The organism is Vibrio sp. 10N.261.52.C2 (assembly GCF_041471425.1).
Classification (GTDB): Bacteria; Pseudomonadota; Gammaproteobacteria; order Enterobacterales; family Vibrionaceae; genus Vibrio; species Vibrio crassostreae_C.
Genome location: NZ_JBFROH010000049.1, coordinates 1 through 24,741 on the forward strand (window position 1 = coordinate 1; position 24,741 = coordinate 24,741).

20 protein-coding genes are annotated in these 24,741 nt (G+C 46.1%); 7 read left to right on the forward strand and 13 right to left on the reverse strand.

Translation table 11 applies throughout. From position 1 onward, the window contains the following. Position 1 precedes the first annotated feature (1 nt). From AB4307_RS17705 to ftnA, 3 genes are all read right to left on the reverse strand, one after another. Entirely contained in the window at positions 2–1,195 is a 1,194-nt protein-coding gene (locus tag AB4307_RS17705; protein WP_372132820.1) for a BaiN/RdsA family NAD(P)/FAD-dependent oxidoreductase, read from the reverse strand. A 250-nt stretch (positions 1,196–1,445) separates the two neighbouring features. Then, positions 1,446–1,769 (reverse strand): universal stress protein UspB, encoded by a 324-nt coding sequence (gene uspB, locus AB4307_RS17710; RefSeq protein ID WP_009848060.1) that lies wholly within the window; start codon positions 1,767–1,769, stop codon positions 1,446–1,448. 68 nt (positions 1,770–1,837) lie between these two features. After that, positions 1,838–2,365 carry a non-heme ferritin gene (gene ftnA / locus AB4307_RS17715; protein ID WP_017070096.1) on the reverse strand — a complete coding sequence of 176 codons (528 nt, stop codon included), beginning with the start codon at positions 2,363–2,365 and terminating at the stop codon, positions 1,838–1,840. Positions 2,366–2,554: 189 nt separating this feature from the next. Between ftnA and uspA the strand changes: the two genes are divergently transcribed. Together uspA and AB4307_RS17725 are read left to right on the forward strand one after the other, a co-directional pair. After that, complete coding sequence (gene uspA, locus AB4307_RS17720; RefSeq protein WP_017060149.1) at positions 2,555–2,989, forward strand: universal stress protein UspA; 435 nt, start codon at positions 2,555–2,557, stop codon at positions 2,987–2,989. A gap of 52 nt (positions 2,990–3,041) precedes the next feature. Next, the gene (locus AB4307_RS17725) at positions 3,042–3,920 is read left to right on the forward strand and encodes a carboxylate/amino acid/amine transporter (RefSeq protein WP_372132823.1); all 879 of its coding nucleotides are present in this window, start codon (positions 3,042–3,044) and stop codon (positions 3,918–3,920) included. 112 nt (positions 3,921–4,032) lie between these two features. Here the strand turns inward: AB4307_RS17725 and AB4307_RS17730 are convergent, their stop codons facing one another. The 3 genes from AB4307_RS17730 to AB4307_RS17740 all read right to left on the reverse strand — a co-directional run bounded on the left by AB4307_RS17730 (position 4,033) and on the right by AB4307_RS17740 (position 8,779). Beyond that, positions 4,033–4,623, reverse strand: coding sequence for a hypothetical protein (locus AB4307_RS17730; RefSeq protein ID WP_017060147.1), 591 nt, complete (start codon positions 4,621–4,623; stop codon positions 4,033–4,035). Between the two features lie 141 nt (positions 4,624–4,764). Beyond that, complete coding sequence (locus AB4307_RS17735) at positions 4,765–5,544, reverse strand: class I SAM-dependent methyltransferase (RefSeq protein WP_017063046.1); 780 nt, start codon at positions 5,542–5,544, stop codon at positions 4,765–4,767. A gap of 112 nt (positions 5,545–5,656) precedes the next feature. Then, entirely contained in the window at positions 5,657–8,779 is a 3,123-nt protein-coding gene (locus tag AB4307_RS17740) for an EAL domain-containing protein (protein WP_372051201.1), read from the reverse strand. A 126-nt stretch (positions 8,780–8,905) separates the two neighbouring features. On the opposite strand from AB4307_RS17740, the gene asnC reads away from it, so the two are divergent. Next, positions 8,906–9,370 carry a transcriptional regulator AsnC gene (asnC, locus tag AB4307_RS17745; RefSeq protein WP_008218581.1) on the forward strand — a complete coding sequence of 155 codons (465 nt, stop codon included), beginning with the start codon at positions 8,906–8,908 and terminating at the stop codon, positions 9,368–9,370. A 91-nt stretch (positions 9,371–9,461) separates the two neighbouring features. Here the strand turns inward: asnC and prlC are convergent, their stop codons facing one another. Next, positions 9,462–11,504, reverse strand: coding sequence for an oligopeptidase A (prlC, locus tag AB4307_RS17750; protein WP_017071475.1), 2,043 nt, complete (start codon positions 11,502–11,504; stop codon positions 9,462–9,464). A 280-nt stretch (positions 11,505–11,784) separates the two neighbouring features. Here prlC and AB4307_RS17755 point away from each other — a divergent pair, with 280 nt between their 5' ends. From AB4307_RS17755 to AB4307_RS17770, 4 genes are all read left to right on the forward strand, one after another. Beyond that, on the forward strand, positions 11,785–12,624 hold the full coding sequence (locus tag AB4307_RS17755) for a 23S rRNA (adenine(2030)-N(6))-methyltransferase RlmJ (protein WP_372132826.1): 840 nt from the start codon (positions 11,785–11,787) through the stop codon (positions 12,622–12,624). A 187-nt stretch (positions 12,625–12,811) separates the two neighbouring features. Then, a complete protein-coding gene (gorA, locus tag AB4307_RS17760; RefSeq protein WP_372132829.1) occupies positions 12,812–14,182 on the forward strand; it encodes a glutathione-disulfide reductase in 1,371 nt (456 codons plus the stop codon). Positions 14,183–14,383: 201 nt separating this feature from the next. Beyond that, positions 14,384–16,102, forward strand: coding sequence for a hypothetical protein (locus AB4307_RS17765; protein ID WP_137002172.1), 1,719 nt, complete (start codon positions 14,384–14,386; stop codon positions 16,100–16,102). Positions 16,103–16,248: 146 nt separating this feature from the next. After that, entirely contained in the window at positions 16,249–16,500 is a 252-nt protein-coding gene (locus AB4307_RS17770) for a DUF6482 family protein (RefSeq protein WP_017070091.1), read from the forward strand. A 92-nt stretch (positions 16,501–16,592) separates the two neighbouring features. Here AB4307_RS17770 and AB4307_RS17775 read toward each other — a convergent pair whose 3' ends face one another. From AB4307_RS17775 to AB4307_RS17800, 6 genes are all read right to left on the reverse strand, one after another. Beyond that, on the reverse strand, positions 16,593–17,834 hold the full coding sequence (locus tag AB4307_RS17775) for an NADH:ubiquinone reductase (Na(+)-transporting) subunit B (RefSeq protein WP_372132832.1): 1,242 nt from the start codon (positions 17,832–17,834) through the stop codon (positions 16,593–16,595). A 198-nt stretch (positions 17,835–18,032) separates the two neighbouring features. Next, positions 18,033–18,989 (reverse strand): SPOR domain-containing protein, encoded by a 957-nt coding sequence (locus tag AB4307_RS17780; protein WP_372132835.1) that lies wholly within the window; start codon positions 18,987–18,989, stop codon positions 18,033–18,035. A 187-nt stretch (positions 18,990–19,176) separates the two neighbouring features. After that, positions 19,177–20,115, reverse strand: a complete 939-nt coding sequence (locus AB4307_RS17785) for an ABC transporter permease (protein ID WP_017060135.1) — start codon at positions 20,113–20,115, stop codon at positions 19,177–19,179. Between the two features lie 2 nt (positions 20,116–20,117). Further along, complete coding sequence (locus tag AB4307_RS17790) at positions 20,118–21,095, reverse strand: ABC transporter permease (RefSeq protein ID WP_017060134.1); 978 nt, start codon at positions 21,093–21,095, stop codon at positions 20,118–20,120. A gap of 178 nt (positions 21,096–21,273) precedes the next feature. Beyond that, positions 21,274–22,827: an ABC transporter substrate-binding protein gene (locus tag AB4307_RS17795; RefSeq protein ID WP_050633914.1), complete on the reverse strand. Its 1,554-nt coding sequence runs from the start codon at positions 22,825–22,827 to the stop codon at positions 21,274–21,276. A 94-nt stretch (positions 22,828–22,921) separates the two neighbouring features. Continuing rightward, entirely contained in the window at positions 22,922–24,649 is a 1,728-nt protein-coding gene (locus tag AB4307_RS17800; RefSeq protein WP_048607507.1) for a dipeptide ABC transporter ATP-binding protein, read from the reverse strand. Positions 24,650–24,741 lie beyond the last annotated feature (92 nt).

The window sequence follows — 24,741 nt, forward strand, 5'->3', positions numbered from 1 at the left end:
CTTAAACCCACTGACCTGCTGCAAAGCCAGAACTCCAACACCATTGGAAATTATAGCCGCCTAACCAACCGGTTACGTCCATCACTTCACCAATGAAATAGAGGCCAGACACGCTCTTACATTCCATGGTTTTTGAAGATAGGTGATTGGTGTCCACACCGCCTAGAGTCACTTCCGCTGTTCGGTAACCTTCCGTGCCGTTTGGCGCAATTTTCCAGTTCTCTAAATGCTCTACAATGTCATTCAGCTGTTTTTCATTGAACTGCTTGAGCGGCTTGTCTTCAAGCTCTTTGCGGTCAATCAGTACTTCTACAAAACGCTTTGGTAATGCTTTCGCTAAGGTGTTTTTCAGGCTCTGATTTGGGTGTTTCTCTCGAGAGTTTTCAAGTAGTTCAGCAACGTCCACTTCTGGTACTAGATTAATCGAAACCGATTGACCCGCTTTCCAGAACGAAGAAATTTGCAATACCGAAGGACCAGATAAGCCGCGGTGGGTAAACAGCAACGCTTCTTTGAATAAGGTGCCGTCTTGCGCGGTGATCTCGGCAGGAATCGCGATTCCTGAAAGCTCAGCAAAGGCTTCTTTGTCTTCTTTATGTAGAGTGAATGGCACTAAGCCTGCGGTAGTTGGTATCACAGACAAACCAAACTGCTCGGCAATCTTATAGCCAAATGGCGTCGCGCCTAGTTTCGGCATCGATAAACCGCCCGTCGCCACGACAAGTGAGTCACACTCAACTTCGTCGGTATTAAGGTGCATCTGAAAGCCAGCGTCTGTTTTTTCGATGGAGTGAACATCACAACGGTAGCGCTGTTCAACTTTCGCTTGCTTACACTCTTCAAGCAACATGCTCACGATGTCTTTTGCAGTGTGGTCATTCACACAGAACAATTGGCCGTGGTCTCGCTCTTCGAACTCAATACCGTACTTGCTCACCATCGAGATAAAATCCCAGTTGGTGTATTGAGATAAGGCTGACTTCACGAAGTGAGGGTTGTTACATAGGAAGTTGTTGGCTGAAACATCATAGTTAGTGAAGTTACAACGGCCGCCACCTGAGATTAAAATTTTTCTGCCTGGTTTCTTTGCATGATCAACCACCAGCACTCGTCGGCCACGTTTACCCGCTTCCGCAGCACACATTAAGCCCGCGGCGCCCGCACCAATTACGATTACATCAAACTTTTCACTCATTGGGGTTCTGCTTTCTTCACTTTTGCACCTCGAGTACGCCCTGTTCTCGAAATGCCATCAATAAAAAAGGATGTGCATAAACAGCACATCCTTACTAATTGCTCGCTATTCTAGCGGCAATTTTAAACTTTGCAATTGATGTTCAATTGTACAATTTGCAGACAGCAGCAAAACCACTACTTGGCTTAGCGAACCAACAACCGAAGCTTTACACCAAAACCTAAACTCTACTTCACACGTACTAAATAACTTAGACGATGAAAGAAGACAGCAAGGTTACACCTAGCAGAGCGGAAGAGAGTATGAATAACTGTCTTACGCGATCGCACTTCGAAGTGAAAACTTCGTCATGATGATGGTGATACTCTTTGCTTTTGATGTAACTGAACAGGCGAACCTGTTTGGTCATATTGCCATGGGTTGTGAAAAAACCGCCTCCGTCTACTTGTTGATAAAGTAGAGGATGCGCTTCTCGCATAATATAAATGAGCGTTCTTAGCGCAGTAAAGTAACGCGCCCAGTTCACGCAAGTCACAACCATTAGTGCAAATAGAATAGTGTCGCCGCTGATCATCCTTTCCTCCCTACATCTTCATAAGAAAACTCAAAAGAAAAAGATAATCAGTGTCTTTTTCGTACTACCTAAACGGCAGGAGCTTCCATAATTGAAGATGAACCATCTTTTGCCAATTGCGCTAGGTCTTTATCAATAAAAAACAGTGCTTTACCGTCTTCACCAACAAGCTCTAGCTTATCCAATACACCTTTAAACAACTTCTCTTCTTCGTGTTGCTCTGCAACGTACCATTGCAGGAAGTTAAAGGTTGAGTAGTCTTGTGTGCTGAAAGCAACGTGAGCCAATTTGTTGATCTTTTCAGTAATCATCTGCTCATGTTCATAAGTTTCACGGAACACTGCACCAAGGCTTTCGAATTCGTGTTTCGGTGCTTCAATCGAACCCAGAATTGGCATTGCACCGGTTTCGCTTACGTAAGTGAAAAGACGCTGCATATGTTCCATTTCTTCTACTGCATGAACACGCAGAAACTCTGCTGCACCTTCAAATCCTTTGTCTTCACACCAAGCACTCATTTGTAAGTATAGATTGGATGAGAAAAATTCTAGGTTAATTTGATCATTCAGTTGCTCAACCATAGTTTTTGACAGCATTTAAGACTCCTAATTACATCCTCAATTTTCTCTACTATATCACTATTTAATGAATATCTCGCAGGCCATTAGTTAACCAATATTTCGAGCTGTCATTACGCAAGACAGTGGATATGAGATCACTTCAGCAAAAAAAACCATCGCATAGTGCTAATCTTAAATCAGACAATGAATAAAGGAGGTAGCGATATGAGTTACAAACATATTTTGGTCGCGGTCGATTTATCAGAAGACAGCAAATTAATTGTGGATAAAGCGGTAGCATTGGCTAAGCCATTGGAAGCCAAAGTCTCTTTTATCCATATCGATATTAACTACGCAGAGCTGTATACCGGCCTGATTGATATCAACATGGCCGAAACCCAGCACAACGCGATGGAAGCGTCTCGTATTCAGCTGCAAAATTTTGCGGAGCACGCCCAATACCCGATCACCCATACCCTAGTAGGCAGTGGTGATTTGAGTCATGAGCTGTGTGACACCATCAACGAGTTCAATGTTGATCTCGTGGTTTGCGGTCACCATCAAGACTTTTGGAGCAAGCTGCTCTCTTCAACACGCCAACTGATCAACGCCTCTCCGGTTGATATGCTGGTCGTGCCTCTAAGAGATTCAGAAGACTAATGATTTAAGGTTAGGTAACATACAGCTCATATCTTATTAACGAAGTTTTACTATGAGCTATTTAGCTGGTGTTACCCTCCTATGGGCCTTCTCCTTTAGCCTGATCGGCGTTTACCTTGCGGGTCAGGTTGATTCTTGGTTCTCTGTTTTAATGCGTGTTGCCCTTGCTGGCGTCGTATTTCTTCCTTTCCTAAAGTTTCGCGGCGTATCGCGTAAGCTGATCGCTAAATTGATGGCAATTGGTGGTATCCAGCTTGGCCTGATGTACTGCTTCTACTATCAGTCTTTCTTACTGCTATCCGTTCCTGAAGTCCTTTTGTTTACTGTCTTTACCCCAATTTACGTCACGCTTATTTATGACTTTCTCAAAGGGCAATTCTCTCCGTGGTACCTAGTGACAGCGGCAATTGCGGTATTGGGCGCGGTATTCATTAAGTTCGCAGGTATTAACGAAAACTTTTTAGTCGGCTTCCTCGTCGTGCAAGGCGCGAACCTGTGCTTTGCTATTGGTCAGGTGGGCTACAAGGTGGTGATGGAGAAGGAATCGACCGAGTTGCCTCAGCGAACCGTATTTGGTTACTTCTACTTAGGGGCGCTATGTGTCGCGTCAGTGGCTTTCATGCTACTAGGCAACCCAGAGAAACTGCCCACCACCACACTTCAATGGGGAATCCTGATCTACCTTGGCTTGATTGCGTCGGGGCTGGGTTACTTTATGTGGAATAAAGGCGCGTGCATTGTGAATACTGGCGCGCTGGCAGTGATGAACAATGCCTTGGTTCCTGCTGGTCTGGTGGTGAATATCCTGATTTGGAACAGAGATGTCGATTTGGTTCGCTTGTCTATTGGTGGCGCCGTTATCTTATTCTCTTTATTCGTCAATGAGACGTGGGTGAAGAAGCGCGTAGCAAGATCCGCAAGCAACGCTTAGCTGATTTGAACGAGCTATATGAGTCAGCTCGGATAACCCCAAAAAGCAAAAGAGCGACCTAAGGTCGCTCTTTTTAAATCATCGCTGTAGCAATAAACCATTCAAATCAACTTCAGTGGATTTGATTGTGGCTCACTACCTGAGTCTTGGTTTCAGTGAAGGCAACATCATCAAGTTGTAGGTTGATTCGTTCCAATTCACTTTCCAGCTTCTGACTTTTCTTAAACAGCTTTTGCTGCTTCTTAATCATCTTCGCCAGTTTCTTATTGTACTTCTCTTGTTTCTTAGCCGCTTTCTTCGCTTGTTTGAGTTCAGCTTTCTCATCACCGCTCGCCTTCGCCATCAGTTTTTTCAGCTTGGCTTTTTTCTGTGCGGCTTCTTTTTTGGCAAGCTCAGGGGCCATATCAGCGGCGGCTGGATCGAACATTTGTACGCTCGGTTCAATTGCCTCGTTGATTTCCGCAAGCGACAGTTCTGGTGCAGGTAATGTTTCCGCTAGCAGGCCGCATGCGACTTTCTCTTCAACGGGTTTGTTTTGACAACCAAGAGGTGGAATTGCGGTGGGTTTGCATAGATTCGCTTGATCCGCCGAAGAACGCGCGCAAGAACGACACACGAACTTAGGTTCAGTCACCAAGCTGTGGATCTCGCCCAAGTGTTCGGTGATATCTCGACGGTTTAACTTACAAAAGCGTTTAGCCATGCTTCAACTCCAGCTAAGAATAATAATGATTCTTAGTTAGATATACATCTGTAACGCGACTATCGCAAGTGTTAAATGGCAATTTATCGTATTTATGACGGGAAATTTTCTTAGCGTGTATCTAAGTTATTGATGCTTCAATTAAGTCATTGATGCTTTCACATAGACGTCAAAACGGTTCTTTTTGGTTTCGATCGCCATGCTCGGTTTTTGCTCGTCTAACCAAGCTGCGTAATCCGGTCTTTTAACCACAACTCGCTTCGATGCCAACTTCATCGCTGGCTCAAATAGGCCATCAGCATCCAGATCGGCACCCACCAAAGATTGGAATACGCGCATCTCTTTTTTGACCAGAGCCGATTTCTTTTTGTTCTCTGGGTGTGGGTACATAGGGTCGAGGTACACCACATCAGGTTGTTCAAAGTCAGGATCGTTACTGAGCTTGTCTAAAGCATCGTGACTGGATGCGTGAATCAACTTCATGCGTTCAGTTACCCAACCACCGATATCTGGGTCTTGTTGCGCTCGCTGCAAGCCATCATCAAGCAGTGCGGCCACAACGGGGTGACGCTCGACCATTTGCACCTTACAACCTAGAGAAGCCAACACAAACGCATCGCGCCCTAAGCCTGCAGTACCATCAAGAATAGTTGGCGTTGCGCCTTTGTTTAAACCAGCTGCTTTGGCAATCGCCTGACCTTTACCACCGCCAAACTTACGTCGGTGACCAACTGCGCCTCCCACTAAATCAACAAAGATAGCGCCAAGCTTGGGCTCATCGACTTTACGTAGCTCAAGTCGCTCACTAGTCAATACCAAAGCAAAATCGCTGCTTTCATCATGAGATAAGTTCCAGCGGGTCGCTAAGTCATTCAAATGATCGATTTGGGTAGCATCTTCGCAAATCAGTTGTAGTTGCAAGGTCGTCTCCAACAGACAGTAGTATTCAAAACAAAAGAGGCAACCAGTTTACCTGATTGCCTCAACAATACATATTAGCGGTGAAAAGTATTCCCAGCTAAAGTCGGCTTACCTAAACCAATGGCTCTGTCTCTCGCTCTTGTCTTAACTCTTCAACAAGCTCTGCGAGTGGCTTAGGTCGCCCTATGATGTAGCCCTGCGCGTAGTTCACACCCAGTTCGATAAGCTTGTCGATAATCTGGGTATTTTCAACGAACTCAGCCACGGTGTGCTTGCCCATCTGCTTGGCAAGATCATTGATCGAGCGAACCATCACATGGTCCATCTCATTCACATCAATATCACGTACAAACAAGCCATCGATCTTCACAATATCGACAGGCAGCTTTTTCAGATAGCCAAATGACGATAGCCCTGAGCCAAAATCATCCAATGCAATCATGCAGCCAAGCTCTTTGATTCGAGTGAAGAACTTGATCGCCTGCTTCATGTTACTCATGGCCGCTGTTTCGGTGATCTCTAAACAAATCTTATGACACGGTATCGATGAATCGCTCAGGCTATCTATCAAAAATTCGACAAACTCACGGTTACCCATCGAGTGACCGGAAAGATTGATTGAACACATCCCCAGTTCCTCAATAACCTCAGGGCGTTGCTCCAACCAACCCAAGGTTTGACTGACGACTTGGCGGTCAATCAAATGCGCGATGTTATAACGCTCTGAGGCTGGCATGAAGATCCCCGGGGAGATGTATTCCCCTTGGATGTTCTTGATGCGGACCAAGATTTCAAAGTGCATTTTATCGCTGTCTTCATCTAGGCCAAGAATTCGCTGCGCAAACAACTCTAAGCGATCGTTAGCCAAGGCCTCATGCACTAGGTTAACGCACTCCATCTCAAGATGGCGACGACGCAGGTCTTCATCATCTTGATGGTAAAGATGATAGCGATTGCGACCTTCTTCTTTAGCGGCATGACAAGCTGCATCCGCCTGAGCGTGCACCATCTGTGGTGAAGCTGCTGTATGGTCGATCAATCGAATACCGATAGAGCACGTCAGGTTGAGTCGAATATCATCCCACAAGAATGGATTCTCACTCATCATCGAGATAATACTGCGACACACATTAACCGCATCTCGTTCAGTACAGTCTTTCATCAGCACAGCAAACTCATCACCACCCATTCGCGCTAACACCGCATTGTAAGGCAGTACGTCTTCTAGCAGTTTGGCGCTAAACAAGATCGCAGCATCACCCGCTTCATGTCCTGCGGTATCGTTCAGCACTTTCAGCTGATCCAAATCTAGGAACAACATTGCGTGAGTTCGCATGTGGCTCTCAACCTCTTTCAGCGCCTTTTGCAGCTCTTGCTCAAAGTGGTTGCGGTTAAAGGTGTCAGTCAGTAGGTCATAGCGAGCCTGATACTCTAGCTTTTCAGAAAGCTCGTGCGTTTCGGTGATGTCTTCACCCACAATCAACAGCTGATCAGACTCCACCAACGGGCGGATATTTTCACGAATCCAGCTCTTGCTGCCGTCGGCATGGCGATATTCGATATCACGACGCCACACACCACGAATCTTATGCTGAGGTTGCAGCAAGATATGACGAGGAATCATCGCGTTCTCATCAACATAGAATTCTCTAGGGCGATGGCCCAACAACTGATCGAGAGGGTATCCCAAAAGCTCTTCGGCAAACTGGTTCACTTGTTGAATGCGATTATTGCCATCGAGCGTAATCATCATCACCGGCTGTTTGTCGTAATACAGCTTCAAGTTTGCTTCACGTTGGAACAGCTTATTCTCAGCAAGCTTACGTGAGGTCACGTCGCGCGCCTCAAAGAGAAACTGAATGTCTTCGTCTTCACTGCCCGGCATCGGCTTCAATGAAATATCCAACACCATCGCACCGCGATCTCGACACCACACCTCGGCTTCAAATCGTAAGGCTGGGTGCTCACTTTTTGCGATGAAATATTCGGCTAGCACTTCTCGCGCAGAACTTTCCCAATGTTGGTGTTGTTGCAGCGGCGTTCCCAGTTTATAGCCTTGATTATAAAGCAGCTCATGTAACTTGCTGTTACTCGACAGCAGCACGCCACCCTTATCAATGATGCCCATAAATTGCAGGCTCTGATCAAATATCGACTCCAACAGTCGTTGGCTTTGGCGACTTGCACGTTCGCTCTTCTTCAGACGGTTAAGGTAATACACCAACACCGCGATAACACACGACATGCTCAAGAACATTAAACCGATGGTGCGAATTTCATCGCGATAGCGCATTAAGAATGACTTCGGCTTATTGAGGAAGGTTACTGAGGCTTCATTCTCTGCACCCAAATCCCAACGTGAGATCTGTTGGTAATCGAGTTTGATTTCTGGCGCGCCAGCAACCACCAATGGCAATGGAGCCTTAGGATTGTTCAGCACGCTCAACAGCACGCGCCCCGTGTCTCGACCTTGCGTTTCTCCACTGTGGATCACGCCACCAATCGCACCAAACCCAAGTCCTAAATCATGCACAATATACAATGGCATCTGAGTTTTTTTGTTGAGCTGACGCCAGTCTTCTTTGCTGCTGACCCTACCATTGATGTCGCGGTAGTAGGCCCAGAACAACAAGCTTTTAGTTAGATCAGCGCGTTGCGCGAACGTCATCAGTTCTTGATAAGAATCAGGCGTATATTGCTCCACCATCCCAGAAAACTCAGGGCGTTTTTGTAGAAATAAATCCACTTGAGCGCGAATAGCTTCACCCGTTACCGAGTGATCGGTAACCACGTAAACTTTTTTAACCGTCGATTGAAGTCGATTGATCAGCTCAATATTGCTCGCCATATCAATATCTTCAGTGATACCGGTTGCGTGCAAGCCTTCAATCATTTGCGGAGAAAAATTGTTGATGCCACCAAAAATAACGGGCGTGCCATTGAGTTCGGGCGCTAAGCGTTTCATCAGATTGAGGGCGTTATTATCACTGACGACTACAGCGGCAAACTCTTCATGCGACAGCTTAGTGCGGTATAGCTGATAAATTCGCTCTAAGTATTCAGCGTTTTGAGTTCGCTTGGTATCGAGATAAACAACCCGGTAAGATAACCCATCGCGATCGAGCTCATCAGATAGTCCTTTATGGAAATCATCTGTCCAGAAAAAGCCTTGATGATAAGAGTGAATAACCAACACATCTTTTGCCTGAGCTGAAGCAAAAACACTCCAACACATCACAATAAAAAATAACGAAAATCGCACTGAATTCACCCTAACCCTATAGTTACTGCTAATATTATCACCCTTGGCTATGATGTGTACTCAAGCCGGTATGTTTTTCATTCAACCTAAGGATTATGCATGTCCACAACCACAGCTCGTCTAGATGATCTAGACCGTGCCATTCTCAAAACCTTGATGGAAGATGCACGAACTCCTTACGCTGAAATGGCAAAGCAGTTCGATGTCAGCCCTGCGACGATTCACGTTCGCATCGAAAAGATGAGATCGGCAGACATTATCGAGCGAACGGAAGTTGTGGTAAACACCAAAAAACTGGGTTACGACGTGTGTTGCTTTATTGGCATCAACCTTAATGCTGCCAAAGATTACCACTCGGCGATCGCTAAGCTGAATGCCTTAGACGAAGTGGTTGAGGCGTACTACACCACTGGTGCTTACAATATCTTTGTAAAGCTGATGTGTAAGTCGATAGAAGAGCTGCAGTTTGTATTGATCGATAAGCTGCAAGCGATCGATGAAGTTCAGTCGACAGAGACACTGATTTCATTGCAGAACCCTATCAACCGCAATGTGAATCCATAACATTGATTCGCCTTGCTTGGCATAACGCACAGACAAAAAAAGAGCCTCTAACTAGAGGCTCTTTTCGCAATAAACTAGATAGTTACCGTGATTATGCGTTGATTCCCGCGTGGCGCAGCATTGCGTCGATTTGTGGCTCACGACCACGGAAGCGTTTGAACAGCTCCATTGGCTCTTCACTGCCACCCATTTCAAGGATGTTGTTCAGGAAGCGATTGCCCGTTTCAGTGTTGAAGATACCCTCTTCTTCAAATGCCGAAAACGCATCAGCTGAAAGCACTTCTGCCCATAGGTAGCTGTAGTAACCTGCGCTGTAACCACCAGCGAAGATATGACCAAAGCTGTGTGAGAAACGGTTCCAATCAAGGCTTGGCAGTACCGACACCTTAGATTTCACGTCCGCTAGCGTTTCTAGTACGCGAGCACCCACTTCTGGGTCGTATTCTGTGTGCAGTGTAAAGTCAAACAGGCCAAGCTCTAGCTGACGCAGGATAAACATCGCAGATTGGAAGTTCTTCGCCGCTAGCATCTTCTCTAGCATCTCTTTTGGTAGCGCTTCACCCGTTTCGAAGTGACCAGAGATGAACGACAGCGCTTCTTCTTCCCAACACCAGTTTTCTAGGAACTGACTTGGTAGCTCAACCGCATCCCAAGGCACACCATTGATACCCGCAACTGCGCCCGCCTCTACTTGCGTCAGCATGTGGTGGATACCGTGACCGAATTCGTGGAACAAGGTCACCACTTCATCGTGAGTAAACAGTGCTGGCTTATCACCAACTGGCTTATTGAAGTTACACGTTAGGTAAGCAACCGGGGTCTGTAGCTCGCCAGATTCGGTAATGCGACGACCACGACAGTCATCCATCCAAGCGCCACCACGTTTGTGTTCACGTGCGTATAGATCTAGGTAGAAGCTACCACGCAGTGTTCCAGTCGCATCAAAGATATCAAAGAAGCGCACTGACTCATGCCAAGTGTCTACGCCTTGACGCTCTGTTACCGACATACCAAACACGCGGTTCAGTACCTCAAACAGACCTGAAACCACATTAGATTCTGGGAAGTAAGGACGAAGCTCTTCATCAGAGATCTCGAACAGTTTCTGTTTTTGTTTCTCACTGTAGTAAGCGATGTCCCACAGGTTTAGCTCAGAGACACCAAATTCTTTCTCAGCAAACTGGCGTAGCTCTTCAACTTCTCGCTCACCTTGCGGTTTGGCTTTTACTGCTAGGTCGTTTAGGAAGCCAAGCACTTGGTCTGGCGTTTCTGCCATCTTAGTCGACAGTGATTTTTCGCTGTAAGTACTGAAACCAAGCATGCGCGCGATCTCGTGGCGCAGCTTAAGTTGCTCGGTGATGATCTCAGTGTTGTCCCACTTACCTGCGTTTGGACCGCGATCTGAAGCGCGCGTTACGTACGCTTCATAAAGCTCTTTACGCAGTTCTTGGTTATCACAGTAGGTCATCACAGGTAGGTATGATGGGATATCTAAAGTCAGTAGGTAGCCTTCTTGCTCTTTAGACTCAGCCGCCGCTTGAGCTGCCGCCAGTGCTGATTCAGGCATACCTGCCAGCTCAGCTACGTCTGTGATCTGCTTGCTCCAACCCATGGTTGCATCAAGCACGTTATTTGAGAATTGAGAGCCTAACTCAGACTGGCGCTTGCTGATCTCGCCGTAACGATGCTGTTCATCTGCAGGTAAGCCAATGCCCGACAATTCAAAGTCGCGCAGTGCGTCGGTAATAGTTTTTTGTTGAGCTCGGTTCAGTGCAGAGAATGCTTCACTCGCCTTGATCGCTTTATACGCTTCGAACAAGCCTTTGTGTTGGCCAACCCAAGTGCCGTATTCAGATAGCACAGGTAAGCAGCTCTCATACGCTTCACGCAGTTCGTCACTGTTCACGACAGAGTTCATATGGCTTACAGGTGACCAAATGCGACCTAAACGATCATCCACTTCTTCAATCGGAGCAACTAGGTTGTCCCAGCTTGGTGAAGTATTACCTTCAAGTACTTGTTCTATCTTGTTGCGACACGCTTCAATCACTTGCTCAACTGCAGGCTTTACGTGCTCTGGCTTGATCTGTGAAAACGGAGGTAAGTCCGTGAAGGTTAATAGCGGATTAGACATATAAACATTCCTTTGGCTTTAGAGACTTTCGTCTTTTTTATAATGAGGTCGTCTTACAGTCATCAGGCTCAGGTTCGCCCTAAAAAAATCACCTGCGAATAGTTATTAAATAGTGCCCAATAAGGCAAATTTCAATAGTAGAACCAATAACTAACCACATATTGCGAACGACTGCTCCTGAATTGTTCGAGAATTTATGGTCCATTGAGGGTTATAATGGTCTGATTAACCCCACCTACACTAACCACACTCTAAATCGAGAGTGTTACGAGAGTTTAATTTGTTAAGTTATCGCCACAGCTTCCACGCAGGTAACCATGCCGACGTAGTAAAGCATATCGTACAGAGCCTTATTCTTAATTCTTTGAAACAGAAGGATAAGCCTTTTGTTTACCATGACACTCACTCTGGTGTAGGTCGTTACGACTTAACGCATGAATGGTCTGAAAAAACCGGTGAATACAAACAAGGTATTGCACGCGTGTGGGAGCAAAAAGACCTTCCTGAAGACATTCAAAGCTACCTTGAGTCTATCTCAACGCTAAACAACGGCGACAAGCTGCGCTACTACCCAGGTTCACCACGTGTTGCACGTGCCCACCTGCGCGACCAAGACCGTATGGTACTGACCGAGCTTCACCCAGCCGATCACCCGCTGCTTGAGCAAGAATTCCACCGTGATCGTCAGGTATCTATCTACAAAGAAGATGGGTTTAAGCGCTTAAAAGGCAGCCTGCCACCAAAAGAACGTCGTGGTTTAGTACTGATCGACCCACCTTATGAGCTGGCAAAAGAGTATCGTGATGTCGTGACAGCAATCGCTCAAAGCCATAAGCGTTGGGCAACCGGTATCTACGCAATTTGGTACCCGGTAGTAAACCGTTGTGACATCGAAGACATGATCGAAGGCCTTGAAGGCTTAGGCATCAACAAGATTCTACAAATCGAACTTGGCGTATCACCAGACACCAACGAGCGTGGTATGACAGCATCAGGCATGATCGTGATTAACCCGCCTTGGAAGCTAGAAAGCCAAATGAAAGAGATTCTTCCATTCTTGAAGGAAGCAATTGCGCCGGCGACCGGTCACTTCAAAGTAGAGTGGATCGTACCCGAGTAATCTCGAGTCCACATCATAGACTGAAGAATCTTCAACAGACTGTGATGTGGACGAATAAATTTTAAACAGGGAGATTGAGTTCAACCGATCTGCCCTCAATATAATAATTAGACAATTTAAGAATCTATAGGACGTAGGTATCCAGTGCTCTCACTGTGACTACAACCTTCAATAAATGGAGAAAGTAATGGCGACTCATTTTGATTACATCTGTATCGGTGGCGGTTCAGGCGGCATCGCATCGGCTAACCGCGCAGCTATGCACGGTGCAAAAGTTGCACTTATCGAAGCTCAAGACCTTGGTGGTACTTGTGTAAACGTTGGTTGTGTTCCTAAAAAGGTAATGTGGCACGGCGCTCAAGTCGCTGAAGCAATCAACCTATACTCTGAGGACTACGGCTTCGACGTTGAAGTAAAAAGCTTTAACTGGAGCAAGCTGATTGAAAACCGCCAAGCGTACATTGGTCGTATCCACCAATCTTACGATCGTGTTCTTGGTAACAACAAAATAAACGTAATCAAAGGCTTTGCGCGCTTTGTTTCAGGGGAAGGTGTTGACGTAAAGACAGTTGAAGTGAACGGTGAACACTACACAGCAGATCACATCCTGATCGCGGTAGGTGGTCGTCCAACCATTCCAAACATCCCAGGTGCAGAATACGGCATCGACTCAAATGGCTTCTTCGACCTAATGGAGCAACCAAAACGCGTTGCGGTTATCGGTGCTGGCTACATCGCAGTTGAGATCGCAGGTGTACTAAGCGCACTAGGCACAGAAACACACTTGTTCTGTCGTAAAGAATCTCCACTACGTAGCTTCGATCCAATGATCATCGAAACGCTAGTAGAAGTAATGGAAGCAGAAGGTCCAACACTTCACACGCACTCAGTGCCTAAAGAAGTTGTGAAAGAAGCGGATGGCACACTGACTCTACACCTAGAGAACGGCAACACTCAAAACGTTGACCACCTAATCTGGGCTATCGGTCGCCACCCAGCAACTGACGCTATTAACCTAGCATCAACTGGCGTTGCAACTAACGACCGTGGCTACATCAAGGTAGACGAGTTCCAAGCGACTAACGTTCCTGGCATCTACTGTGTTGGCGACATCATGGAAGGCGGTATCGAGCTAACTCCTGTAGCGGTTAAAGCAGGTCGTCAGCTTTCTGAGCGTCTATTCAACGGTCAAACTAACGCGAAAATGGACTACAACCTAGTTCCTACTGTTGTATTCAGCCACCCACCTATCGGCACGATTGGTCTAACGACTCAAGAAGCTGAAGAGAAGTACGGCAAAGACAACATCAAGGTTTACACATCTGGCTTCACTGCGATGTACACAGCAGTAACCAAGCACCGTCAACCTTGTAAGATGAAGCTAGTATGTGCTGGCGAAGAAGAGACTGTCGTTGGCCTACACGGCATCGGTTTCACGGTTGATGAGATGATTCAAGGCTTCGGCGTTGCAATGAAGATGGGCGCAACCAAAGCAGATTTCGACTCTGTTGTGGCGATTCACCCAACGGGCAGCGAAGAGTTTGTTACCATGCGTTAAACCTTTGTAAGTCAAAGAAATATTATGAAAAAGCCGACATCTGTCGGCTTTTTGTGTTTTTTACCGTATGTTTGAATATTTATTAACCGAACAGCATTTTACACACTTAACTTGGAAGAAAGATCACGCTACAATCGCGCGCTATAAAATTACACGCATAAAAATAACAAATAGCTCTATTACAGAAAGGATATACGAGTAATGAAAAAAGTGAGTATTCTCGCAGCGGCGATTGCAGTGGCTTTAACAGGTTGTGGTAGCGACAGTTCTAATTCAGGTGTCACAACACCGACAGAACCATCAACAACAACCAACAAATTTATCGATGCCGCTGTTGAAGGTATCTACTACAACACCAGTTCTGGCTTAAACGGTATTACAAATAGCGAAGGCGAATTTACCGCTAAAACTAACGACACAGTGACCTTCTTTATTGGTGGTGAAAATGGCTTAAAAGTGGGCGCAGCATCCAACCGTGATGTATTGACTCCATTTGAAGCTGCGGGCAAATATGCACGTGCCGTTAACCTAGCGATTTTACTTCAATCTTTAGATAACGAATTTGGTAGTTCGTCCGATGATGTGCTGACCATTCCAGATGCGCTGCGATCGCCTGATGCAACGACTCTAGCTAAGATGGAAGATCTAAGCTTAGATGATCGTGATAGCGTGATCGACTTCTTAGACGAAATGGGCGTAGACTCTGCAAACATCACTTCGGAAGAAGATGCTCTTGATCATATGCAAAATGCGTTTGGCTCAATGACTCGCGGCGAAGACACCGTTAATCCTTTTATGGCTGAAGGTAAAATCGTTCGTTATATTGATGTGACTCAAAACTCTGAAAAGTTCACCTACGTTCATGCTGATAAGCTTATGGAATCAGAAATGTTTGAACGTACTCGTGGCATGACCGAGATGACATTCAAGGTGAACTCAGCTGACTCCGTCTCTATGCTGGCTGGATCGAACGATTATTCATTGTCGGAAAACTTCGCAGAACAGTACCTCACCTGTGTTTCTAACGCTGCGCACCAATGGATTGATAAAGATAACGCCGAAAAACAAGGGTGTGATACTAACGACGATGGTCTAGTGGACAGAGAGAATGGCTCCCTTACACCGGATAGTCAGTTTGTGCTCAACAACCCTTTTGCATACAGACTTCGAGATCTAGCACAGTCTTCAACGGCAGATGAAGAATTTACAAACTCGGACATCGACTGGATGCCGTTTGATGCTGAAAAGGCATCAGACCTAAACCATTACACCGCCAACCATGTTTGGGATGATGGTAAGAACGGCACGCCAAAATGGATTCGCAGCACAACCTCTGGCTCTTTTGACCCTGTGACTGGTATTTATTCCGAGATCGTTAAAAAAGAAACACTAGGCGATGACCCTAACAATGACCCATCTCGTGCAACAGAGCGCGTTGGTTACTATTATGAAGTTGATTCAAAAGATGCCGAGCGCTACGTCGACTTCACAGGTACATGGGACACCACCGCGATTTGTGGCGATGGACAAAGTGCAGTCATGAGAATGGTCTTCTCAGACTTAGCAATCACAATATCTGGCGCAGAGTGTGAAAGCCAAAATGGTGCTCCTTCATCACCGGAAGATTTGGGCGAGTCTGTTTATACTTACGCTAAATTAGCGACTATCGACTACTGGTGGTTCAACCAAGCGGGCCGCGAGTCGAAAGCAACCTTGACTGAGTTGAACACGGTCGTGCGCTTCTGTGACGCTGGTGACTATGTAGCAGGTACAGCGTGCCACGCAAACGATGAGTACTTCATTAAATGGGAATACCAACCAGCAGGCACTGATTGGGATGAGGGCCTACTGATTCGTCGTAAGATGGACAGCTTCGGTAATAGCAACGGCAGCTCTAGCATCATGCAGAAAATCAACTAATCGCTAAATTGATTCGTTTACCTCTAGATAAACCAGAAGCACGCTTCTGGTTTTTTTCATTTTTAGTATAGATGAACCTTCAAGCCCCCATCCCCGTAGATACAAAAACAAAATCTTAGCGATCCAAAACAACAACGGAGTTTGTAATGAATCTACTGATCGAATCATTTGAAGGCGGGATTTACTTGGCTTACCAAGTTATTGGCGAGCAAAAACAATTAATCAAAGATGACCACCAGCACCCTATGAAGTTTTTGAGTATTAACCAAGCACGCGATCACTTTAGCGACCAAGGCGTAGCATCAGCAATGTTGGTTCATAACAGCGCCTACGACGAGATGTGCGGTGAGCATTGTGGTAGCACACAGCCTTTCGAGATTGATTTGAAGTGGAGTTAAATCAACCTCAAATCAATCGCGATAAAAATTGAAAGGCTTGCATCAATGCAAGCCTTTCTTATGGGAGTCACTTTCACTTTTAATCACCTAGATTAGCGCGATGTCCGTTTAAGTCTTCGTTTAATGTTCTGCTCTTTCACTACAAAGTCGAATAGCGGAGCGAACAGGTTGGCGAACAAGATAGCCAGCATAATGCCCTCTGGGTAGGCTGGATTAAGCACTCGAATACCGACCGTCATCACGCCGATCAAAATCCCATAGGCCCATTTACTCTGATTGGTAAACGCGGCAGATACAGGGTCTGTTGCCATGAAGAAGGTACCAAAGGCAACACCACCCAACACAAAGTGCCAGTAAAACGGCATCGAAAACATCGAGTTAGTATCCGACCCTATCCAGTTCAGTAAACTCGACGTCACGACAAGGCCGACAATCACACCGGCGACAATGCGCCAAGACGCTATCTTCATCACAATCAAAATCAACCCCGTCAGCATGATCAGTAGTGACGACACCTCACCCATCGAACCTGGAATATTACCGATAAAGGCATCCATCCAGGTGATCGCCTCGCCAGTCATGTTATTGATGAGTGACGTGCTGCCGCCTTCATACCATTGACTCAGCGGTGTCGCGCCTGAATAGCCGTCAGCGGCAACCCACACAAGCCCACCCGACATGTTGGCTGGATAGGCGAAATAGAGAAACGCGCGGCCTGCAAGGGCTGGGTTCAAGAAGTTTCGTCCTGTACCACCGAACAGCTCTTTGGCGACAACGATACCAAAGGTGATACCTAAAGCGGCTTGCCAAAGCGGGATGGTTGGCGGGAGGATGAGTGCAAACAGCACAGAGCTAACAAAAAAACCTTCATTAACTTCGTGCTTACGAACGACAGCAAACAGTACCTCCCAGACGCCACCTACTACAAACACCGTGGCATAAACGGGTAGGAAATAGAGTGCACCAAGCAACATCTGACTTGCCCAGCCACTTGCCATCAATGACTGCGCATCACCAAATGCCCACGACAGACGCCAGCTACTCTCGATAACCGAGGCAAGTTCATTTAATTGATAACTGGATGTGAGTGCGAGAACGCTTTGGTGTCCGACGTTATACATTCCCCAGAACATTGCCGGGAAGGTCGCCAACCACACCAAAATCATAATGCGCTTTAGGTCAATGCTGTCACGAACATGGGTTATACCGCGGTTTACGTTTCCGGGTGTATAGAATATTGTCGCGAAAGCTTCATACACTGGGTAGAGCTTTTCGTACTTCCCTCCGGCTTCAAAGCGTGGAGCCAAGTCTTCTAATCGTTTCTTTAAACTCATAATCTCAATCACCTTATTGCTTGAGTTATGGTTTTCTACGCATCAGCCGCGTTATTTGAACAATTTTTAACGATTTTTAATCAAATTCGTCTTGAAGAACGAGTGTCTAAAAGTCGAACCGATGTTGAAAAAGAGAGGCGTATAAACAACAAAGCCCCAGCAATGGCTGAGGCTTATTTGGTTTGGTAACGGTCGTCGTTACTTAACGCACATCACATTAAGCAATGAAGAACCTTTCAACTGGTTGACGTTACCGTTGGTAAACAGACCTTTCTTATCTGCGCCCCAATAAGGGAGATGCATTGGCCAGTTCTGTTTTTCCATAACCTTTGAGCTCAAGATGCTTTGCCATTGCTTCTCACTCATCAGCTTCATGTTGACCTGATTACACACCAATTCAGCGCTATCGTAATCTAGACGGCTCCAAGGCTTGCCTTGTTCCATATAGAACTGCTGCTGATGGTCTAGAAGGTAAGGAATCGCATATTGGCTACCCGCAACATTGGCTGTCACACGGATTTCGATTTCCAAATCGTTGTCTGAATTCGCGTTACCGCTTGGTAGCGTCTGAATAGCTGCAGCACTCGTTACCGCTGCCGCTTGCTTCGCAGCCACAGGTTTCGGAGCAGGTTTTGGTTTTACAGGGGCCTTAGGCTTAACCATTTTTGGCTCTGCTGGTTTTGCCACAATAGGCTGTGATGAGGTTTTCGACTTATCGACCATACGAATAAAGGCTTCACCGTAACCAGAAACCTTACGCACCTGAGCTAGGTCTTTTCTCGCATCAGAGAAGGTAGAATAAGGTCCGATTAAGCAACGGTAGTCTCCGCCTTCCGGCTTCATCCAAACGTTGGTCGAGATCTTCTCATACAGAGGCTTTGCTCGGCTCAGTGACAAAGGCTTGTTCAGCAGGCCACATTGAACCCAAAACAGTTCGTTATCTGAATGACGTTTTGGTGCTTTACTGCCCCACACGCCCTTACCGATCGGACATGATTGCTCTAGCTGTGGTAATTGGTTGGTGCTTGCCTGAGTTGCATCACATAGAACCGACTCTGCATTCACTTGGCTCGATACCAAAAGAGATGCAGCGATAAGTCCCATACGATAATTTCTCGTCACAGCACGACATACAGCATTCATTGTCAATTTCATAACCACCACTTAAACCCTTGCGGGCTAATTATTACCGAATCTATGTCGATAAAACATGAATTCCATTTTAACTATTATTGACACTATCAATAATACTAAGTTCCAGATCCATTAAGCAAAAAAAGAGCCGTAATTGCTTACGGCTCTTAATTTAGTGACTTTTTTTACTAAAAATCAAACCGGGCTATCACCCTTTATAAATTTTCGGGTTAAACACGTCACGTAACCAGTCGCCTAATAGGTTAATAACGAGAACCAATGTTACCAAAAGCACACCTGGGAATGCTGTGATCCACCATGCTCCTGAGAAAATGTAGTTAAAACCAGTACTGATCAGGGCACCGAGTGATGGTTGGTCTACCGGAAGACCTAAACCTAGGAAAGAAAGTGCCGCTTCTGACATGATGGCATTTGCCACCTGTACCGTAGAGATAACCAAAATCGGTGATAAACAGTTAGGCAGAATATGGCGGAACATGATGCGAGGCGCTCTAAAGCCCATCACACGTGCCGCTTCTACGTACTCTTTCTTCTTCTCTGCCAATACCGATGCACGAATCGTACGAGCATACTGCGGCCATTCAGCAATACCGATGATCACCACCAGCATAACAACCGCATATTGCGCGTAGAAGTCACTACCGAAACTCGCCTTAAAGATGGCCGAGACAATGATCGCAACCATCATGGTTGAGAACGAAAGCTGAACATCGGCAAAACGCATCAGGAAGCTATCAATACGACCACCGAAGTAACCTGCAGACAAGCCAATGATGATACCGAGAGTCAGCTGAAGACCTACCGCTAGGAAACCGATCGTCAATGACAGACGCGAGCCGTAAAGCATCGTAGATAAGATGTCACGACCCTGCTCATCAGTACCCAGTAGGAAGCGTTCTTCGCCGTCTTCCATCCAAGATGGTGGCAACTCAGAATCCATGATGTCGATAGACGTCACGTCATACGGGTCTGTTGGCGCTAGAATAGGTGCCGCTAATGCCATAACAAGGAAAGCTGCAAAGATAGCGAAGCTCACCATTGCCACTTTGTCACGTAAGAAGTAGTACAGAATGTCTGACTGCTTGAATCGCTCCCAACGAGATGGAGCTGTTGTTGTTTGTTCCATGATTATGCTCCTTTCCCTGTGATGTTCACTGTTGGGTTAATGATGCCGTATAGCAGGTCAACAATGGTGTTAGTTACTACGAAGATCAGGCCAACGAAGATAACGTATGCGGTAATCAGTGGTGTATCCACTCGGTTAATCGCTTCAAGGAATAGGAAGCCGGTACCCGGCCACTGGAATACAGTTTCAGTAAGAATGGTGTAAGCCACCATAGTACCGATTTGAACACCGCCTACCGTTAGTACTGGCAGCATTGTGTTCTTCAAAGCGTGTTGGTAGTAAATCTTGTTCAGCGCTAGGCCTTTTGCTTTACCAAACTTGATATATTCAGAGCTAAGAACCTCTAGCATTTCAGAGCGTACTAGACGAATGAACAGAGGCAGCATGATAGATGCTAGAGCAATACTCGGCAGCACTAAGTGTGCAAGGCCATCGAGCGTTAAGAAACCAGACTCCCAGCCAAACCAGTTTGCGGTCTCACCACGTCCAAACGACGGCAGCCAACCTAACTCAATAGAGAATACATACATCAACATGATTGCGGTTAAGAAAACAGGCACAGAAATGCCGATACTACTGCCCGCCATCACCAGTTTAGTGAAGAAGCTTTTTGGGTGTATTGCAGAATAAACGCCAAGTGGAATCGACAGACAAACAATGATCAGAGAAGCGCCGAACACAAGCTCAAGCGTTGCGACTAGTTTATCTAAGATTACGTCCACAGCTGGGCGTTTAAAGAAATATGAAGTACCAAGATCACCTTGTAGAGCTGCGCCCACAAAGCGAGTGTATTTTGTAATGAAGGGATCATTTAAGCCGAGTTCATCACGCAGCGCTTGACGCTCCGATTCTGAAACAGATTGACCGACTAACTCACGCAACGGGTCGCCCAGGTTATCCTGAATGGCAAACGCCACCAAACTGATCACAAACATCACTATCAGTGCCTGAAACAGGCGCTTGACCAGAAACGTAACCATTCCTTGCCCCTTATCTATCCATGACTATCTAGTCGAAATCCGCGACTAGATAACAAAATTCAGTCTTAAAAAAGGTATTTAGCCAGACTGAAGGAAGACCAAATACCGAAACTTAAATCTATATCTTAATAATTTGAGAGCCTGAAAAGCTTCAGGCTCTCGATTCTAGCAAGCTAGATTATTTTACAACTAGGTCGCCGAAGTAAGGCATAACCATTGGGTTTACTACGTCTGCTGCACCAACGTTAGACTTCGCGCCCCACGCTTCACTTTGCCAGTGTAGCGGTACGAATGCTGCGTCGTTGTAAAGTGTTGCTTCAACGCCTTTCAGCATTTCAGCACGCTTAACTGGGTCAGTTTCAGTGTTAGAAGCTTCTACGATCGCATCCATTTCTGGGTTTGAGTAGCCAGAACAGTTGTATTGACCACGGCCAGTCTCTTCGTTACGAGTCATAGTTAGGAACTCGTTGAAGTTAGCTGAATCTTCTGTATCTGAGTGCCAGCCGATCATCATCATGTCTGCTGAACATAGGTCAAACTCAGGCCAGTACTGTGCTTTAGGCATAGTTTTAAGATCAACTTTGATACCAATCTTAGACAGCATTGCCGCAGACGCTTGCGCTACTTTCGCATCGTTCACGTAACGGTTGTTTGGAGCCATCATAGTTAGCGTAAAGCCATCTTCGTAGCCCGCTTCTTTCATCAGCTCTTTCGCTTTTTTCAGATCGTAACGAGGAACTAGGTCTTCGTTGTGACCCGCGTAGCCTGTTGGGCTTTGCTGACCAGCTGCTGTTGCGAAGCCTTTCATGATCTTCTTAACGATACCTTCGTTGTTGATTGCGTGAACAATCGCCTGACGAACGCGAACATCTTTAAGTGCTTCGTTGCTGTTTTGGTTCATTTGGAACGTGATGATACGAGTACCAGGTAGCGTCACTAGATCGATGTTCTTAGCGTTTTTAACACGCTTGTGATCGTTTGGTGCTACTGGGTGAATCATATCAACGTCGCCAGAAAGAAGTGCTGCAACACGTGTCGCGTCTTCTTTGATTGGCACAAGTGTTAGCTTGTCTACGTTGCCTTCAGTTTCTGTGTCCCAGTAATCGTTGAAACGCTCGAACGTTACTTTAACGCCTTGCTCACGCTGCGTTACGATAAATGGACCAGTACCTGAAACGTTAGTCGAAGCAAACGAGTTACCGTGCTTAACTAGCTCAGACTTGTCTTTACCTTCCGCTGTTTGGCCAGAGTAGAACTTGCTGTCCATTGGGAAGATGTAAGTTGCTGTTTGTAGTACTAGTGGGTAAGCCGCTTTTGATACTAGCTCAACTGTGTAGTCATCCACTTTTACCATTTTTTCGTATGGCGTGAAGATAGACTTAAAGTCTGGAGAAGCTTGTAGACGTTCAAAAGTCCACACAACATCATCAGCAGTCAGTTCGTTACCAGAGTGGAATTTCACACCTTTACGTAGGTTGAAGCGGAAAGTCGTTTCATCAACACGCTCCCAGCTCGATGCTAGGCGGCCTTCAAAATCCATCTCTTTTGTGAAACGTACTAGAGGGTCAAACACCATGTGAGACATTTGCAGTGTGCCACCAGACAGCTGCTCGTGCGGGTCAAGTGATACAGGGTCAGCTGCGTAGCCAACGGTAATATCTGCTGCTGCTGCACTAAAGCTTAGGCCAGCTGCCATTAAAGCTACTGCTAATTTGCTTTTCATGGTTTTCATTGCATAACTCCTTCATGCGGGAATCCAGATCCCTAGTTGTTGTATTTGCGTCTGTTTATTGTTTTTAGCAAGCTAAACTCCAGCCTGCTGATTTTTATACCGCGGCTTGTGCCACTGCTTTTTCTTCTCTTAAACCTGTAAATTCAGGCATTAAAGAAATTAGGTGTTTGCTGTATTCATGCTGAGGCGATTGGAATAGCTGCTCGGTTGGCGCAACTTCCAATAGCTCTCCCATTTGCATCACACCAACACGATCACACATTTGGCGAATAACCGGTAAATCGTGACTGATGAACAGCATGGTTAGGTTTAGCTCGTCTTGTAAGTCTTTTAATAGGTTGAGGATCTGAGCCTGTACCGACACATCCAGTGCCGACGTAGGTTCATCACAAATCAAAAGACGAGGGCGAGTTGCCAAGGCGCGAGCGATAGAAATACGCTGACGTTGGCCACCTGAGAATTCGTGTGGGTACTTAACCCCGGCCATTACGCCCAAACCAACGTGCTCTAGTAGATCGTTCACGATCTGACGAGTTTCATTTTCGTTACGAGTAAGCTTATGGAATCGGATAGGCTCAGCAATGATGTCGAATATCTTCATTCGAGGGTTCATTGATGTGTAAGGGTTTTGGAAAACCATCTGCATTTGGCGACGCATAGGGCGACGTTCTTTTTCAGATTTAAGCCCAGTCAGGTCAACGCCTTCAAACGTTACCTTGCCTGAGTTGGGTGCGTACAAGCCAGCAATCACACGAGCAATCGTTGATTTACCTGAGCCTGATTCACCTACTAAACCAAACGTCTCACCTTCATGTACTTCAAAGCTCACGTTGTTGGATGCTTGAACGTACTCACGACGGCTCTCAAAGAAAGAATCTTTGGTGGTGAAGCGCAAGTTTACGTTCTCAACATTCAACAATGGACCAGTGTAATCACGGTGATCTTGGCTTTGACCTAACCAGTGGTTTTTCACATCTAGAGGTTCCATCTCTTGTGCTTCTTCGATGTAGCTAACAAGAGGGAAGCGATCGAGTTTACGATCTGAACGAGGAACCGCAGAGATAAGACTGTGTGTGTATGGGTGTTCAGGAGTACCAAGGACTTTCGCCGTCGGACCAAACTCAACCAAATCACCACGATACATCACGGCTACGCGATCAGTAACGTTAGATACCACACCCATGTCGTGCGTGACCAACATACAACCTACGTTCTTCTTGATACATAGGTCGCGAATCAAACCCAAGATCTGGTCTTGGATAGAAACATCAAGTGCCGTTGTTGGTTCATCTGCGATGATTAGATCAGGTTCACCTGCCAATGCGATCGCGATAACCACACGCTGACGCATACCGCCTGAGAATTGGTGTGGGTACTGCTTTAAACGGTTTTCTGGTTGTGGGATACCCACTTGGTTCATTAAGTCTAATGAGCGCTGGTAGGCTTCTTGATCCGAAACCTTCATGTTGGCATGAATCGTCTCTTTTAACTGCTGTTCTACTGTGAATAGAGGGTTAAGAGAAGTCATTGGGTCTTGGAAGATAAAACCAATCTTTGAGCCGCGAACAGAACGCATCTGTTCAGGAGATAAACCAGAGACTTTTTCGCCATCCAGAAATACCTCGCCGCTAGCAATGCGGCCAGGAGGGCTCAGCAAATCGATTACAGCATTACCTACTGTTGATTTACCTGCACCAGACTCGCCTACAACACCAACAATCTCACCACGTTCAATGTTGAACGAAAGTGATTTAACTGCGGCGTGAACTCCATGACGAGATGGGTATTCGATACGAAGATTTTTTACTTCTAAAAGTGACATTACCAGACCTCTACTGCTTTGGCAGCTTTCTGCCCTGTCTGCAAAATTGAATCCATTCTTACCAGAATATTGTTCTGATATTTTATACGGTT

Coding starts and splice junctions, on each gene's coding strand:
- AB4307_RS17725 (WP_372132823.1), top strand. CDS start 3,042: ATGAGCTATTTAGCTGGTGTTACCCTCCTATGGGCCTTCTCCTTTAGC.
- asnC (WP_008218581.1), top strand. CDS start 8,906: ATGTCCACAACCACAGCTCGTCTAGATGATCTAGACCGTGCCATTCTC.
- AB4307_RS17785 (WP_017060135.1), bottom strand. CDS start 20,115: ATGGAACAAACAACAACAGCTCCATCTCGTTGGGAGCGATTCAAGCAG.
- AB4307_RS17775 (WP_372132832.1), bottom strand. CDS start 17,834: ATGAGTTTAAAGAAACGATTAGAAGACTTGGCTCCACGCTTTGAAGCC.
- AB4307_RS17765 (WP_137002172.1), top strand. CDS start 14,384: ATGAAAAAAGTGAGTATTCTCGCAGCGGCGATTGCAGTGGCTTTAACA.
- ftnA (WP_017070096.1), bottom strand. CDS start 2,365: ATGCTGTCAAAAACTATGGTTGAGCAACTGAATGATCAAATTAACCTA.
- AB4307_RS17705 (WP_372132820.1), bottom strand. CDS start 1,195: ATGAGTGAAAAGTTTGATGTAATCGTAATTGGTGCGGGCGCCGCGGGC.
- AB4307_RS17740 (WP_372051201.1), bottom strand. CDS start 8,779: ATGTGTTGGAGTGTTTTTGCTTCAGCTCAGGCAAAAGATGTGTTGGTT.
- AB4307_RS17780 (WP_372132835.1), bottom strand. CDS start 18,989: ATGAAATTGACAATGAATGCTGTATGTCGTGCTGTGACGAGAAATTAT.
- uspA (WP_017060149.1), top strand. CDS start 2,555: ATGAGTTACAAACATATTTTGGTCGCGGTCGATTTATCAGAAGACAGC.
- AB4307_RS17770 (WP_017070091.1), top strand. CDS start 16,249: ATGAATCTACTGATCGAATCATTTGAAGGCGGGATTTACTTGGCTTAC.
- AB4307_RS17795 (WP_050633914.1), bottom strand. CDS start 22,827: ATGAAAACCATGAAAAGCAAATTAGCAGTAGCTTTAATGGCAGCTGGC.
- uspB (WP_009848060.1), bottom strand. CDS start 1,769: ATGATCAGCGGCGACACTATTCTATTTGCACTAATGGTTGTGACTTGC.
- AB4307_RS17730 (WP_017060147.1), bottom strand. CDS start 4,623: ATGGCTAAACGCTTTTGTAAGTTAAACCGTCGAGATATCACCGAACAC.
- prlC (WP_017071475.1), bottom strand. CDS start 11,504: ATGTCTAATCCGCTATTAACCTTCACGGACTTACCTCCGTTTTCACAG.
- AB4307_RS17790 (WP_017060134.1), bottom strand. CDS start 21,095: ATGGTTACGTTTCTGGTCAAGCGCCTGTTTCAGGCACTGATAGTGATG.
- gorA (WP_372132829.1), top strand. CDS start 12,812: ATGGCGACTCATTTTGATTACATCTGTATCGGTGGCGGTTCAGGCGGC.
- AB4307_RS17800 (WP_048607507.1), bottom strand. CDS start 24,649: ATGTCACTTTTAGAAGTAAAAAATCTTCGTATCGAATACCCATCTCGT.